This window comes from Neisseria sp. HMSC068C04, assembly GCF_001810105.1.
In the GTDB taxonomy this organism is placed as follows: domain Bacteria; phylum Pseudomonadota; class Gammaproteobacteria; order Burkholderiales; family Neisseriaceae; genus Neisseria; species Neisseria flavescens_B.
On record NZ_KV800014.1, the window covers coordinates 336 to 633 of the forward strand.

Annotated in this window: 1 CRISPR repeat array. The window is 50.3% G+C overall.

Annotated elements, in window-relative coordinates:
• The first annotated feature begins 1 nt into the window (after position 1).
• Positions 2 to 297: direct repeats of the CRISPR family, unit length 31 nt; unit sequence CCAGCCGCCTTCAGGCGGCTGTGTGTTGAAA.
• Position 298: the final 1 nt, after the last annotated feature.

A 298-nucleotide genomic window follows, 5' to 3' on the forward strand; every position in this document is an offset into this window, starting at 1 on the left:
ACCAGCCGCCTTCAGGCGGCTGTGTGTTGAAACGTTTTCGTACTTGTTGCTACTTAGTTCGATAAATCCAGCCGCCTTCAGGCGGCTGTGTGTTGAAACCAAATCCCAAGTAGTAGGATTTAAATAAAGTGTTCCAGCCGCCTTCAGGCGGCTGTGTGTTGAAACAGCTTGTTTAAACATTCGATGAGACTGGCTAACCCCAGCCGCCTTCAGGCGGCTGTGTGTTGAAACACGTACACCGACATTCAGGGGTTGATATTATTCTGCCAGCCGCCTTCAGGCGGCTGTGTGTTGAAAC